Genomic DNA, 13,233 nt, shown 5'->3' on the forward strand with positions numbered 1-13,233 from the left:
TCCTCTGCCGATGAATGGCGTTCAAGCGCTGTGGCCGACCAGCAGGTCCGCCAGCTTGTTCAGGCGCTTGACGGTGCGGTCCTCCGTCGCGGCCGGGGCCGGTTCGACGCGCGTGTCGCGGTCGTAGTAGGCACCGTTGACGATCTCGATGGTCGGGTCGCACAGCCGGACCACGTTCGCCGCACCCTCGGCGGGCGAGATGCCCTCGTGGGCGTACAGCGGGAGCAGCGCTGTGTCACATACCCCCGGGTGCACGGAGACCGCGGTGATGCGCGGATCGGCGGCGAACACCGTGAGCGCCAGCTGGGATTGGGCGTATGCGGCGAGCCGGGAGTAGCGGCGGGCGCGGTTGGGGTCGGACCACTGGATGGAGCCTGTGCGGTGCAGGGCCGACGAGACGTTGACGACCCGGCCGCCCGGGTCGCTCGTCAGCGCCGATTCGAGCAGGCAGGTGAGCAGGTAGTGGGCGAGGAAGTTGACCTGGAAGGCGATCTCGTTGCCGTCGGCGGTGACGGTGTGCCGCTCGGGGGCGGCCATGCCGGCGTTGTTGACGAGGGCATCGAGGTGCGGGTGCTCGGTGGTCACCTTGCGGGCGAAGGTCTCGACCTCGTTCAGGCGGGCGAAGTCGGCGGCATACGTGCACAGTTGGTTGCCGTCGACGTCGGCGGTGGCGATGAGACTGTCGGCGGCGGCGCGGGCCTCCTCGGCGGTACGGCCGTGCAGCAGCACGGTGGCGCCGCGCTCGGCGAGCTGCCGGGCGGTTTCGTAGCCGATGCCTGCGGTGGCGCCGGTGACCAGGACGGTGCGGGCGGTGAAGGTGGAGTCGGACATGATCCAATCCGGAGGGTGCGGGCACGTCGAGCGGCCCCGGTGACGGGGCGGCGGACGTGCGGTGATGAGAAGAGGCGGGCGCCGTGTGGCATCACGGCGCCCCGGGGGATGCGGAACGCGTCAGCGGGACACGGACGCGGGCATTTCCGCACAGCGCGGCGCACGACGGGACGGCCGAGCGGGACTCGGCGGCCGGTCGAAGAGGAGCCAGGCGCTGTTCACGTCATCCATGGAAGCCGTACCGCACGGGCCGGGCAAGCCCCGCACTCGTTCTCTGACGAGGCTCTGACGTGCGCATACGTGTCCTTGACGGGTGAGTGGGGCAGTGGAGCGGGGTTCAGCCAAGGCCGGGGACCTGCGCGATCAGCAGGTCGATCAGTTTGATGCCGACGAAGGGCAGAGCCAGTCCGCCGAGGCCGTACAGCAGCAGGTTGCGGCGCAGCAGGTCGTGCGCCGACGCGGGTGTGTAGCGCACGCCGCGCAGGGCGAGCGGGATCAGCGCGACGATGATCAGGGCGTTGAAGATGATGGCGGAGGTGATGGCGGACGTCGGGCTGTGCAGGCCCATGATGTTCAGGGACTCCAGCCCCGGGTACGAGCCCGCGAACATTGCCGGGATGATCGCGAAGTACTTGGCGACGTCGTTGGTGATGGAGAAGGTCGTCAAGGCGCCCCGGGTGATGAGGAGTTGCTTGCCGATCTCGACGATCTCGATGAGCTTGGTCGGGTTGGAGTCGAGGTCGACCATGTTGCCGGCCTCCTTGGCGGCCGACGTGCCCGTGTTCATGGCGACGCCGACGTCGGCCTGGGCGAGGGCGGGGGCGTCGTTGGTGCCGTCGCCGGTCATCGCGACGAGCTTGCCGCCCGCCTGCTCCCGTCTGATCAGGTCGAGCTTGTCCTCGGGGGTCGCCTCCGCCAAGTAGTCGTCCAGCCCGGCCTCCTGGGCGATGGCTCGGGCGGTGAGTGGGTTGTCGCCGGTGATCATGACGCTGCGGATGCCCATGCGGCGCAGTTCGGCGAAGCGTTCGCGGATGCCGTCCTTGACGACGTCCTTGAGATGGATCAGCCCCAGCACGCGTGGGCCGTCCCAGTCGTGCACGGCGACCAAAAGGGGCGTGCCCCCGGAGGCGGCAACCGAGTCGGCGAAGTGGCGTGCCTCGGGCGGGACGTGACCGCCGTACATCTGCACCCAGTCGATCACCTGCTGGGCGGCGCCCTTGCGGATGGCGCACAGGGCGCCGTTGTCCCAGCGCAGGTCGACGCCGCTCATCCGGGTCTGCGCGCTGAACGCCACCCAGCGGGCGTTCGCCAACTCGCCCTCGGCGGGCGTCCGCAGGCCGTAGCGGTTCTTCGCGAGTACGACGACCGAGCGCCCCTCGGGCGTCTCGTCGGCCAGTGAGGAGAGCTGCGCGGCGTCGGCGAGCTGCCCTTCCTCGATGCCGGGCAGTGGCACGAACGCGGCGGCCTCGCGGTTGCCGAGGGTGATGGTGCCGGTCTTGTCGAGCAGCAGGGTTCCCACGTCGCCGGCCGCCTCCACCGCCCGGCCCGACATGGCGAGCACGTTGCACTGCACCAGGCGGTCCATGCCCGCGATGCCGATCGCGGACAGCAGGGCGCCGATGGTCGTCGGGATGAGGGTCACGAGGAGGGCGACCAGGACGGTCGTCGACTGGGCCGCGTTCGCGTACTCGGCCATCGGCTGGAGGGTGACCACGACCAGCAGGAAGATGATCGTGAGCGAGGCCAGCAGGATGTTCAGGGCGATCTCGTTCGGGGTCTTCTGCCGGTTCGCGCCCTCGACCAGGGCGATCATCCGGTCCAGGAAGCTGTGGCCGGGGCGTGCGCTGACGCGCACGACGATCCGGTCGGACAGCACCGTCGTACCGCCCGTGACGCCGCTGCGGTCACCGCCCGCCTCCCGGATCACGGGCGCGGACTCGCCGGTGACCGCCGACTCGTCCACCGCGGCGACGCCGTCGATGACGTCGCCGTCCGCCGGGATCATCTCGCCCGCCTCGACCAGCACGACGTCCAGCGGCTTCAGGGCGGTGGCGGCGACCGCCTCGGTGCGGGCGCTGCGCAGGTTCGTGCCCCAGCGCCAGTCGAGCAGTCGCAGCGCCACCGTGTCCGTGCGCGCCCTGCGCAGTGACTCGGCCTGCGCCTTGCCCCGCCCCTCCGCGACGGCCTCGGCGAGGTTGGCGAAGACCACCGTCAGCCACAGCCAGGCGCTGATGACCCAGGTGAAGACGGCCGGGTGGAACAGGGCGGACAGGCTCGTCAGCGCGGCTCCGACGCTGACCACGAACAACACCGGGTTCTTGATCAGGATCCTCGGGTGCAGTTTGCGCAGTGCCTCGGGGAAGGAGCGGACCAGCTGGGCGGGTTCGAAGAGGCCGCTCGGAGCACGGCGCCGGGCTCCTCCTCCTGGTGCGGGCCCTGAGGAGCTTTGGGGGCGGGACGGCGGGGCCTGCTCGGGCGCGGCGGGATACATGAGTCCTTCGTGGTTCGGCGTGGCACGCGCCAGGGCATGCCGACGGGCTGGTCGGTGGACGGGAAGCGGGTGCGGGCCCGTGCGGTGCCGGGGCCCCGGCACCGCACGGTGGTGCGCGGACGTCGGCGCGGGAAGACGACGGGACGTCACGCGCTGGTGCCTGCCTTCGGGACACGCACCGGCCCGCCGCGAGCCGCGTTCGGATTGGGGACTCCGGAGTCGGTGAGGCCGTTGACGCCCCCGGCCTCGGCGGCGGACCACAGGAACCTATCCGCGATCGATGGCTGAACAACCCTGTTCAGCACGGAACTTGCGGCTTTCATACGGGTCCGGCGCGAGCGCCGTCAAGGTCCCGTCAAACCCGGCTGAGTAGCCGTCAGGAAGCCGTCAACGACAGCCGGCCATGGCCGAATCCGGTCGCACACTGATCGACGACGGGGGACGGGCGACCGTCCGTGGCGTGACGTTGGAGGGACCGTGACTCTCACGGCCGGCACAGCGCAGGGTCCTCGGACCGAGGGGGAGACACCGCCACCGCAGGAGGCGATCGTCCCGGCCGGCAGTGGCTCCGGACCGGACGGACGCGAGGGTTCACCGACAGGCGATCCCGGTCCTGAGCCGCACCCGGGCCAGCAGGCCGTGGCCGCGCGGGCCGCTCTGCGCCGCCGCTACTGGGCATCCGTGCCCGCGCGGCTGCGTCTTCTGCGCGCGGCCACGGTCCTGCTCGCCGCCGCCGTGGCGGTGCTGCTGACCGTCGCCGGCCTGGCCGCGAACGGCATGTGGGACGGCGTGGCCGGACGGGACGCGCCGCGTACGACCAGCGCCGCCGACCTTGACCTCGCCCTGAACGACATGGACGCCCAGGCCGCCAACATCCTGCTGTCCAGCGGCGATGCTGGAAAGGGCCGCCTGCGGACCCCGTATGAGAAGGCGGTCGGCTTCTACGGTGACGCGCGGCGCGAGATAGGGCACGACCTGCGCACCCTCGCCGTCGCCGCGCAGGGAAACGGGTCCGACGAGAAGACGGTCGAGAACCTCACCGACGACTTCGCCGAATACCAGGAACTCATCGGACGCGCCCTGGAGAACGACGGGCGCCCCGGAGGCAAGCCGTCGGCCCTCGCTGACTACCGCAGGGCGACCGACCTGCTGCAGAGCAGCCTGCTGCCCGCGTCACGCAGGTTGGTGTCCTCGAACGACAGCGTGTTCGACGCGAAGTACACCGCGGCACGCTCGGCCCTCTCGGGGCAGCTCGCGGCCACGGTCGCCCTCGGCGTGCTCCTGCTGGCCGCCCTCGGGGCCCTGCAGTGGTACCTGACCCGGCGCTTCCGCCGGATTCTGAACCCGCCCCTCCTCGCCGCCACCGTGTGTGCGCTGCTCGCGGTGATCCTCGGCGCTCAGATGCTGTCCTCCTCGGCGGCGAATCTGCGGGGCGCCCGGCGCGACGCGTTCGACTCCGTCGTGGCCCTCTCGCGGGCCCGGGCGATCGCCTACGACGCCAACGCCGACGAGAGCCGCTATCTCCTCGACCCGCAGCGCCGCGACCAGTACGCGCGGGCGTTCCTCGCCAAGTCGCAGGAGCTGTACGGCGTGAAGGGCGCGACTCTTTCGTCGTACGACTCCGAACTGGCCACCACCTGGCAGGCGTACGAGTCCGATCACCACGATCTGCGGTTCACCGGCGAGTTCCGGCGGGAGCTGGACAACATCACCTTCCCCGGTGAGCGGGCGGCAGCCGAGAAGACGGTTGACGCGTACGTCGTCTACCAGGGCGATGACCGGAAGATACGGGCCCTGCTGGCCGCAGGGAAGGAGAGCGAGGCGGTCGAGTTCTGCATGGGCTGGCAGCCGGGCACCTCCAACGCGCACTTCGGGGCGTGGATGGCGGCCCTGGACAAGGTGACCGGCATCAACCGCGCCCACTTCACGGCCTCGGTCGACGCGGGCCGCTCGGCGGTCACCGGCCTGCTCCCGTGGGCGGGCGGGCTGCTGGCCGTCGCCGTCGCCCTCACCGCTCTCGGACTGCGGCCCAGGCTGGCCGAGTTCCGTTAGGCGTCCGCCAGCCGGGCCTCCTCCAGGTCGAGGGAGCGCTGGAGCCGGCGGCGGGTGGTGTCACTGATGCGGTGGGCGTCGTACAGCCGCTGCAGTTCCACCGTCTCCACGGCGATCAGATCGCGGCGGAGCTGGCGGTAGACCAGATCGGCGGACCCGGTCGCGACCGCGGTGCCGTTTTGCCCGGTCAGGCGCTCGTGGGCGTCGTCGAGGCGGGCGTTCAGGCCCCGGCGCAGCCGGTCGAGGACGATGTCCGGTGCGGCCTCCAGTTCTGCGAGCTCCTCCAGGCGGGCGAGGCCGGCGTGGGCGAGGTGGGAGCGGGCCTCGGCCTCTTCCCGCTCGGTGTGGGCGGGTTCCAGGGCGATGCCGGAGCGGCGGACGACCGGGGCGAGGGTGAAGCCCTGCACGACGAGGGTGACGACCACGACCGAGGTGGTCAGGACGAGGACGAGTGGCCGGTCGGCGAGGGCGGTGCCGTTCTTCGCGATCTCCGGGATGGACAGCGCGGCCGCCAGTGGCATCACGCCCCGGGTGCCCGCCCAGGTCAGCACGACCGGGATCCGCCAGTTCATCCGGCCGACCGCGCCCTTGCGCTGGACCACCGCCGACAGCGGCGCGATCCACAGCAGCCGTACGGCGATGAGTGTGCCGGCCACGGCGAGGGCGTACAGCGGCCAGCCCTGGTCGCCGTCGGCCAGGGCCCGCACCTCGGCGGGCAGCGCCAGCCCGATGAGGGAGAACACCACGCTCTCCAGCAGGAACACCACCGTGCCGTACACCGCGTGCAGCTGGAGGCGGATGCGGGCGTTGGTGAGGCGGTCGCCCCGGCCACCGAGGACGACACCGGCGACCACGCACGAGGTCACGCCGGAGGTGTGCGCGACCTCCGCGAGCAGGTAGGCGGCGTAGGGGGTGACCAGCGCGATCACCGTCTCCAGGACCGGGTCCTCGGTGCGCCGCCGGATCAGGGCGATCACGCCGGCGACCGCGGCGCCGATCAGTGTGCCGCCGCCGGCCAGGATCAGGAACTGGCCGCCCGCCGCGCCCCAGTCGGCGGCTGCGGAGGCCACGGCGATGCCGGCCGCCACCCGGACCAGCACCAGGGAGGTGGCGTCGTTGAAGAGGCTCTCCGCTTGGACCAGGGTCTGCACCTTCGGCGGTAGCGACAGGCGCCGCCCGAGCGCGGTGACGGCCACCGGGTCGGTGCTTGCCAGGACCGCGCCCAGCACGAACGCCATCTGCCAGGACAACGGTGTCACCCACACCGCGACCGCGCTCACGGCGGCGGCCGAGGCGAGCACCAGCCCTATGGCGAGGATGCCGACCGGTTTCCACACCGCCCGGAGCTCGCGCCAGGGCATCTCCTCCGCACTCGCGTACAGCAGGGGCGGCAGCACGACCAAGCCGATGATCTCGGGGCTGATCTCGATCTGCGGGGTGCCCGGCAGCAGGGCCACCGCCAGACCGGCGACGACCAGCAGGGAAGGTGCGGGGATACGCCACCGGCGGGCGAAAGTCGAGACCACCGTGGCGAGGACCACGAGGGCGAGGACCGTACCGACGCTGCGCATGCCGTCTCCCTGGGGCTTTCGGAGAACCGCTGTGGCTCCCCGGCCGACCAGACTTCCCGGCACACCTGCCGTCACCCTATCGGGCGCAGGTTACGTCAAGACAGTGTCAAGGTCCCCGGGACCGGCGCCAAGGAAGCGCTAACAACCGCGCCGACCGGCCCGCGAAGGGGCTTCCTTGGAAGGAGGGACCCCTGGCTACAGGGGAGTTGATCCAGTGAGCGGAGCGCGTCGGCGGCGATGAGTGACGTACGGCCCGGACGACTGAAGGTCTACCTTGGGGCAGCCCCGGGAGTCGGCAAGACCTACCGCATGCTCGACGAGGGGCGGCGCCGAGCCGCCCGCGGGGCGGACGTGGTGGTGGGGTTCGCGGAGCCCCACGGGCGCCCGCACACCGAGGCGATGCTCGACGGACTGGAGACCGTCCCCCGAGCGGCCTGCACCTACCGCGGCGGACGGTTCGAGGAGATGGACCTGGCCGCGCTGCTCGCCCGTCACCCCCAGGTGGCGATCGTCGACGAGTTCGCGCACACCAACGTGCCCGGCGAGGGCCGCAACGCCAAGCGCTGGCAGGACATCGAGACCCTGCTCGACGCGGGCATCGACGTCATCACCGCGCTGAACATCCAGCACCTGGCCTCCCTCAACGACGTGGTCGAGAAGATCACCGGGGTGCCGCAGCACGAGACGCTGCCCGACGAGGTCGTACGGCGCGCCTGGCAGATCGAACTGGTGGACATGCCGCCCGAGGGGCTGCGACGGCGCATGGCGCACGGCAACGTCTACGCCCCGGAGAAGGTCGACGCCGCCCTCGCCAACTACTTCCGGCCCGGAAACCTCACCGCGCTGCGGCAGTTGGCGCTGCTGTGGGTGGCCGACCGGGTCGACGAGGCGCTGCAGGAGTACCGCTCGCAGCACGGCATCGGCGGGGTGTGGGAGACCCGGGAGCGGGTGGTCGTCGCGCTGACCGGAGGGCCGGAGGGCGACACGCTGATCCGGCGGGCGGCCCGGATCGCCGACCGGTCAGCGGGAGGGGATCTGCTCGCCGTGCACGTGGCCCGCAGCGACGGGCTCGCGGACGGCGTCTCGCACGCCTCGCTGGCCCGTCAGCGCAGACTGGTGGAGGACCTCGGGGGCAGCTACCACTCGGTGGTCGGCGACGACGTGGCCACCACGCTGGTGGAGTTCGCCCGTGCCGAGAACGCCACCCAGCTGGTCCTGGGCACCAGCCGCCGTGGCCGGCTGGCCCGGTTCCTCACCGGCCCGGGCACGGGGGAGACCGTGACCGAGCTGTCCGGCGACATCGACGTCCACCGGGTCACCCACGAGCGCGCCGGCCGCGGCACCCTGCTCCCGTCACGACGCCGCACCCTGTCGACGGCCCGGATGATCGCCGGTCCGGTGACCGGCCTGGTACTGCCGGTGCTCCTCACGATCGTCCTCGCCCAACTGCGCGGGACGCTGAACCTGACCAGCGAGGCCCTGCTGTTCCTGCTCGCCGTAGTGGGCGTGGCCTGCATAGGCGGGGTCGCCTCGGCGGTCATCGCCTCGATCACGGCCTCCCTGCTGCTCAACTACTGGTTCATCCCGCCCATCGGCGCCTTCACCCTCGACGACCCGAACGCCCTGCTCGCCCTGGCGGTGTTCGCGGTCGTCGCTGCCACCGTGGCCGCCGTCGTCGACCGCTCCCTGCGCCTGTCGCGCCGCTCCGCCCGCGCGACGGCCGAGGCGGAGACCATGTCGTCCCTGGCCGGCAGCATCGTGCGCGGAGAAGCGACCATTCCCGCCCTGCTGGAGCGGACCCGCGAGACCTTCTGCATGGAATCGGCGGGCCTGGTGGACGAGCCGCCCGACGAAGCGGGCGTGACAGCCGTGCCCGCCGGTCCCGGAGCCTGGCTCGCGCTGCGGGGTCGCACCCTGTCGTCGTCCGAGCGGCGGGTGCTGGCCGCGTTCGCCGCCCACGTCGGATCGGCGGTCGAACGGGCCCGGCTCGCCGAGGCCGCAGCCGAGGTGGAGCCGGTCAAGGCCGCAGACCGCCTGCGCACGGCCCTGCTGCGGGCCGTCGGTCACGACCTGCGCACCCCGCTCGCGGCCGGCTGGGCCGCGGTGGCCTCGCTGCGCAGCCGGGACGTCGAGTTCTCCCCGGAGGATCGGGACGAACTCCTGGCCACCGCCGACGAGTCCATGGCCAAGCTCAACCGTCTCGTGGAGAACCTCCTCGACCTCAGCCGCCTGGAAGCGGGCGCCCTCACACTGAACCTCCGGGCCACCACCCTGGAGGAGGTCCTCCCGATGGCACTCGCGGACGTCTGCGACGTGGACGTGGCGGACCTGGAGGAGATCCCGGCGGTGCTCGCCGACCCGCCGCTGCTGGAACGGGTGATCGCCAACCTGGTCACCAACGCCGCCCGCCACACGCCCTCGGGCAGCAGAGTGCTGGTCACCGCCAGCGCCCTCGCCGGCCGGGTGGAGCTGAGGGTCGTGGACCGGGGACCCGGCCTGCCCACAGAGGGCCGCGAGCATCTCTTCGAGCCCTTCCAGCGGCTCGGCGACACCGACAACACCACCGGCCTCGGTCTCGGACTGGCCCTCGCCCGCGGCCTGACCGAAGCCATGAACGGCACCCTCAGCCCCGAGGACACCCCCGGCGGCGGCCTCACGATGGTGGTGTCGCTGCCCTTCGCCGCACAGCCCTTGAGCGTTGTACCGACCGAGCAGAGCGCAGGAGGTGCGTGATGAGCACAGTGGCCGACACCTGGAGGCCGCACCGTATGGGAAGAGACCGTGCCATGTTCTGGACCTGGCCGCTGCGGGACCGGCTCGCCCTGGCGGCGGGTCTCGCTGCTCCCTTCCTGGTGGCGCTAGCGCTCGTGCCCTTCCGCACGAGCCTGTCGCACACGAACGCTGCCCTCATCCTCGTCGTGGTGGTCGTCGCGGTGGCTGCGCTGGGCAGCCGTTCGGCGGGTGTGGTGGCCGCGCTGTCGGCGGCGGCCTGGTTCGACTTCTTCCTCACCCGGCCGTACGAGACCTTCGACATCACCGCCTCCAGGGACATCGAGACGGCGGTCCTGCTGCTGGTCGTAGGTCTGATCGTGTCCCAACTGGCGGCCCGGGCCCGCCGCCTGGAGGTGATCACGGTCACGGACGCCGCCTACCTCTCGCGCATCCACCGCGTCGCGACCCTCGACGCAGATACCGTCGTCGACGAGGTCCGCCGTGAACTCACCGAACTCCTCGGCCTGAACGCTTGCCGTTTCCAGTACGGCACCCTGCTGGGACAGCCGCCCCGGCTGCACAACGACGGCAGCATGACGGTGGGCAGGCGCTCCTGGGACGTGGACGCCGCGGGATGGCCCGAGGGTGAGATCGAGCTGCGCGTCCACGGCAACGCCCGCTACCTCGGCCGTTTTATGCTGACCCCGGGGCCGGGCTCCGTACCCCCGCTCCAGGCCAGGCTGGTCGCGGCGACGCTGGCCGATCAGACGGGGGCCGCTCTGGACACGTCGGGGCCGGCCGGCTGAGCCGACCCGGAACTCACTCCAGGCCGGACGCTTTGAACACGGCGCGGGCGGTCTCCTGGTCCACGCGCCGGGAGATGCGCTGCAAGGCGGTCGCGCCGCACAGCAGCGAGCCGTCGGCGGCGGCCTTCCGCGCGCCCTCGTCCAGGCAGAACCACAGCTGCGGGTTGCGCACGAAGACCTCGGGATCGATCTCGACGCGACCGCCCAACGCGTCCCGCAGCAGGAGCCGCTGCGAGATGCCGTCCAAGCAGCGGACCGACACCAGCAGGTCCGTCCGCACCCGGTACTCGCGCACCAGCCGACGCGAAGCCAGCCAGTTCCCGCCCGCGGACACCCGGGCGGGATACAGCACGACGAAGAGCAGCCCGGCCAGAGCGAGCCACAGCGCGGCGCGCCACAGGGCGAGCCGGCCCGTGCCCCAGTCGACCAGGAGCAGCAGAACGAGCAGTACGCCGCCGCAGCGGACGGAGCTCCACAACTCCTGCGTCCAGTCACGGTCGTTCGTGGCTTGCGCGGCGCTGTCCGGTCCATCTGCGGGCGCGTCGAACGGTCCTCGGCATACGTCGTCACGGCGTCCCATGACTGCGACGCTAGTGATCGGAGAACCGCGAGCCACGTGCCTTGATGCGGCTCTGACGGAAATCGCATGGTTCCTTGCGTCCTGACGTCCGGGCACGTTGCCCAGATGACGGCTGCGGACAGCCGCTCGTGGGACAGGCCGTCAAGATGCCGTCAAGTTCGGCCGCCCGGGCGCGAAGAAGCCGCAAGGGACAGTCGGAAAGGACGAGAAAGGGACAGAACCTGGGTGCAGCCGCGCACTCATAAGCCTTCGTGCGCGGCCGACGCACGAAGGAGCACACACCCATGACTGTCCTGACCACCGAGCCGGACGCGGTCCCCGCCGGCGAGGAGCCGCCGGATACCGGCGAACGCCACCGCCTGACCGCGGTCACCGGCCTCGCCGCCCTGTCGCTGGACGCCATGGCGTCCGTGGCGTACGGCCCCGAGGCGATCGTGCTGGTGCTGGCCGCCGCCGGTGCGCACGGGCTGGGCTTCACGATGCCGGTGACGCTGGCCATCGCGGGCCTGCTGGCGGTGCTGGTCGCCTCATACCGGCAGGTGATCGCGGCCTTCCCGGACGGCGGCGGCTCCTACGCCGTCGCCAAGACCCACCTGGGGGCGCGCACGAGCCTGGTCGCGGCGGCCTCCCTGGTCCTGGACTACGTCCTCAACGTCGCCGTCGCCGTCACGGCCGGCGTGGCCGCGCTGACCTCCGCCTTCCCGGCGCTCTACGACGACCGGCTGTGGCTGTGTCTCGCAGTACTGGCCCTGATCACGGGCGTCAACCTGCGCGGCATCGTGGAATCGGCCAAAGCGTTCATCGTGCCGACCATCGTCTTCGTCAGCTCGATCTTCGCCCTCATCGTCGTCGGACTGTTCCGCTCCCACCCGGTGAGCACGGCCACCGCGGCCGGGCACGCCTCGGTCCTCGCCGACAACGCCACCACCGTGGGCGCCCTGCTCCTGCTGAAAGCATTCGCCTCCGGTTGTGCCGCGCTCACGGGCGTGGAGGCCATCGCCAACGCCGTGCCCTCCTTCCGCCGCCCGCGCGTCAAGCGGGCCCAGCGGGCCGAGGTCGCGCTCGGCGCCGTACTCGGCCTGATGCTGATCGGCCTGTCGGTACTCATCGGCCGCTTCCACCTCCAGCCGGTCGAGGGCGTCACCGTCCTCGCCCAGCTCGCGGACGCCTCCCTCGGCCACAACTGGGCCTTCTACGTCATCCAGTTCGCGACGATGATCCTGCTCGCGCTGTCGGCCAACACGTCCTTCGGCGGCCTGCCGGTGCTGCTCAAGCTGCTCGCCCGGGACAACTACGCTCCCCACGTCTTCGCCCTGAAGGCGGACCGGCAGGTGCACCGGCACGGGGTGCTGGCCCTGGCTGTGGTCTCGGCCGCGCTGCTGGTGTTCTCCGGCGGCGACACCAACACCCTGGTGCCGCTGTTCGCGATCGGTGTCTTCGTCGGCTTCACCATCGCGCAGGTCGGCATGGTCCGGCACTGGCGCCTGGAGCGGGGGCGGGGCTGGCGGGGCAAGGCGCTGCTCAACGGCTTCGGCGCCGTCCTCACCGGCGTGGCAACCATTGTCGTCACGGCATCGAAGTTCGAAGAAGGCGCGTGGCTGATCGTGATCGCCCTGCCGCTGCTCGTCGTCGCCTTCGAGGCCGTCCACCGCGCCTACGGCCGGATCGGCGAGCGGCTGGGCCTGGGCCGCATACCCGCGCCCCCGCACCGCGAGCGCTCGCTAGTGATCGTCCCCGTCTCGTCGATCTCCCGCCTCACCTCGGAGGCCCTGACGGCGGCTGCGTCCCTGGGCGACGAGGTCCGGGCGGTCACCGTCTGCTATCCCGACCCCGAGGACCGGGCCGCCCTGTACGCCCTGGAGCGTTCCTGGGCCGCATGGGACCCGGGTGTCCCTCTCGTAGGGCTCTCCTGCGGGCGGCGCAGTCTGGGCCGTCCCATCGCCGCCTACGTCCGTGAGGTGGCCGCCACTGAGCCGGGCACCCGCGTCACCGTGCTGATCCCGGAGACGGAGCCGGAGCGGCTGTGGCAGCGGCTGCTGCAGAACCAGCGGGGCGCGGTCGTCGCGCACGCCGTGCGCCGGGAGACCGACGCGGTGATCTGCCGGCTTCGCTTCCGGCTGCTCTGAGCCGGGACCTGCCGGCCGTTACGGCGGCCTTACTCGCTGGTATGGATCAAGGGCCGTAAGAGTC

At 71.7% G+C, this 13,233-nt stretch carries 8 protein-coding genes; 4 read left to right on the forward strand and 4 right to left on the reverse strand.

What is annotated here, in order from left to right; all coding sequences use genetic code 11:
• Window positions 1–21 precede the first annotated feature (21 nt).
• Together Q2K21_RS14115 and kdpB are read right to left on the reverse strand one after the other, a co-directional pair.
• Window positions 22–831, reverse strand: a complete 810-nt coding sequence (locus tag Q2K21_RS14115) for an SDR family NAD(P)-dependent oxidoreductase (RefSeq protein WP_310770561.1) — start codon at window positions 829–831, stop codon at window positions 22–24.
• Between the two features lie 337 nt (window positions 832–1,168).
• Window positions 1,169–3,322, reverse strand: a complete 2,154-nt coding sequence (gene kdpB / locus Q2K21_RS14120; RefSeq protein WP_310770563.1) for a potassium-transporting ATPase subunit KdpB — start codon at window positions 3,320–3,322, stop codon at window positions 1,169–1,171.
• Window positions 3,323–3,799: 477 nt separating this feature from the next.
• On the opposite strand from kdpB, the gene Q2K21_RS14125 reads away from it, so the two are divergent.
• Window positions 3,800–5,374, forward strand: coding sequence for a hypothetical protein (locus tag Q2K21_RS14125; RefSeq protein ID WP_310770565.1), 1,575 nt, complete (start codon window positions 3,800–3,802; stop codon window positions 5,372–5,374).
• Here Q2K21_RS14125 and Q2K21_RS14130 read toward each other — a convergent pair.
• Window positions 5,371–6,945, reverse strand: a complete 1,575-nt coding sequence (locus tag Q2K21_RS14130) for a Na+/H+ antiporter (RefSeq protein WP_310770567.1) — start codon at window positions 6,943–6,945, stop codon at window positions 5,371–5,373. The genes Q2K21_RS14125 and Q2K21_RS14130 overlap by 4 nt on opposite strands.
• A gap of 237 nt (window positions 6,946–7,182) precedes the next feature.
• Here Q2K21_RS14130 and Q2K21_RS14135 point away from each other — a divergent pair, with 237 nt between their 5' ends.
• Both Q2K21_RS14135 and Q2K21_RS14140 read left to right on the forward strand, forming a co-directional pair.
• Window positions 7,183–9,678 (forward strand): sensor histidine kinase, encoded by a 2,496-nt coding sequence (locus Q2K21_RS14135; RefSeq protein WP_310770569.1) that lies wholly within the window; start codon window positions 7,183–7,185, stop codon window positions 9,676–9,678.
• Between the two features lie 35 nt (window positions 9,679–9,713).
• Window positions 9,714–10,463 carry a DUF4118 domain-containing protein gene (locus Q2K21_RS14140; protein WP_310770571.1) on the forward strand — a complete coding sequence of 250 codons (750 nt, stop codon included), beginning with the start codon at window positions 9,714–9,716 and terminating at the stop codon, window positions 10,461–10,463.
• 13 nt (window positions 10,464–10,476) lie between these two features.
• Here Q2K21_RS14140 and Q2K21_RS14145 read toward each other — a convergent pair whose 3' ends face one another.
• Window positions 10,477–11,043, reverse strand: a complete 567-nt coding sequence (locus Q2K21_RS14145; RefSeq protein WP_310770573.1) for a hypothetical protein — start codon at window positions 11,041–11,043, stop codon at window positions 10,477–10,479.
• A gap of 284 nt (window positions 11,044–11,327) precedes the next feature.
• Here Q2K21_RS14145 and Q2K21_RS14150 point away from each other — a divergent pair, with 284 nt between their 5' ends.
• Window positions 11,328–13,169, forward strand: a complete 1,842-nt coding sequence (locus Q2K21_RS14150; RefSeq protein ID WP_310770575.1) for an APC family permease — start codon at window positions 11,328–11,330, stop codon at window positions 13,167–13,169.
• The last annotated feature ends 64 nt before the right edge of the window (window positions 13,170–13,233 follow it).

Origin of the sequence: Streptomyces sp. CGMCC 4.7035 (genome assembly GCF_031583065.1) — a bacterium.
In the GTDB taxonomy this organism is placed as follows: Bacteria; Actinomycetota; Actinomycetes; order Streptomycetales; family Streptomycetaceae; genus Streptomyces; species Streptomyces yaanensis.

Excerpts from the sequence above, each read along its gene's own strand:
- Q2K21_RS14145 (WP_310770573.1), bottom strand. The coding sequence starts at position 11,043 with ATGGGACGCCGTGACGACGTATGCCGAGGACCGTTCGACGCGCCCGCA.
- Q2K21_RS14140 (WP_310770571.1), top strand. The coding sequence starts at position 9,714 with ATGGGAAGAGACCGTGCCATGTTCTGGACCTGGCCGCTGCGGGACCGG.
- Q2K21_RS14150 (WP_310770575.1), top strand. The coding sequence starts at position 11,328 with ATGACTGTCCTGACCACCGAGCCGGACGCGGTCCCCGCCGGCGAGGAG.
- Q2K21_RS14135 (WP_310770569.1), top strand. The coding sequence starts at position 7,183 with ATGAGTGACGTACGGCCCGGACGACTGAAGGTCTACCTTGGGGCAGCC.
- Q2K21_RS14115 (WP_310770561.1), bottom strand. The coding sequence starts at position 831 with ATGTCCGACTCCACCTTCACCGCCCGCACCGTCCTGGTCACCGGCGCC.
- Q2K21_RS14130 (WP_310770567.1), bottom strand. The coding sequence starts at position 6,945 with ATGCGCAGCGTCGGTACGGTCCTCGCCCTCGTGGTCCTCGCCACGGTG.
- kdpB (WP_310770563.1), bottom strand. The coding sequence starts at position 3,322 with ATGTATCCCGCCGCGCCCGAGCAGGCCCCGCCGTCCCGCCCCCAAAGC.